This window comes from Paraburkholderia bengalensis, assembly GCF_037126505.1.
Lineage (GTDB): Bacteria > Pseudomonadota > Gammaproteobacteria > Burkholderiales > Burkholderiaceae > Paraburkholderia > Paraburkholderia bengalensis.
This window is the reverse complement of record NZ_JACFYJ010000286.1, coordinates 1-647: the sequence shown is the minus strand read 5'-3', so window position 1 is coordinate 647 and position 647 is coordinate 1. Positions and strand designations below refer to the sequence as shown.

2 protein-coding genes are annotated in these 647 nt (G+C 59.7%); one reads left to right on the top strand and one right to left on the bottom strand.

Features of this window, described 5'->3' with window-relative positions:
- Positions 1-199, bottom strand: a 199-nt coding sequence (locus H3V53_RS43280; RefSeq protein WP_336603053.1) for a winged helix-turn-helix domain-containing protein, incomplete at its 3' end; no start/stop codon positions are given.
- Positions 200-378: 179 nt separating this feature from the next.
- Here H3V53_RS43280 and H3V53_RS43275 point away from each other — a divergent pair.
- Positions 379-647, top strand: a 269-nt coding sequence (locus tag H3V53_RS43275) for an HD domain-containing protein (RefSeq protein WP_336603052.1), incomplete at its 3' end; no start/stop codon positions are given.

The window sequence follows — 647 nt, the reverse complement described above, 5'->3', positions numbered from 1 at the left end:
GCTCGTCGATCAGACGTTCATAGGCGGCCCGCACGGTGCCCCGGGACACGCCGAGCTGAGCGGCTAAATCCGACCAGGAGGGCAGCCGCGCGCCGGCGGAAAGCTGGCCCGACTCGATCGCATCTCGAATCGAGCCGTAAATTTGCGCGGACAGCGTGATGCGTCCGGCGCGATCGAGGCTAACAGAGAGCGTGGTCATGGACGCGATAGTACATTGGAACTTGTCGATGTTGGGCCTTTTCCCTGGCCCATGAGAAGCGTAACTTCCCCGGTGTAACGCCTCATAACACTTCCGGTGCCGGATCGGCCGATGACGCGGGCGGTCCGAAAGCCCAGCGTCACGTACGAATCGGACGCTCTTGAGAGCTCGAGTACCTCATGAAGCAGGACAAAGCAACGCCGACGAATGAACTACTCGACGTCGTCATTCCCGACAGTCAACTGGCGCGGGAGGTAGCCCAACTCATTCGCGACACCGAAAGCGAATTGCTGTTTAACCACTCGACACGAGTCTATCTATGGGGCGCGCTGCTCGGAAAACGAAAGAGTGTCGCCTTCGACCCAGAGTTGCTCTACGTCGCGGCCATGTTCCACGACATCGGTTTGACGTCGGCCTACCGCGACAGCGAACTGCGTTTTGAAGTCGA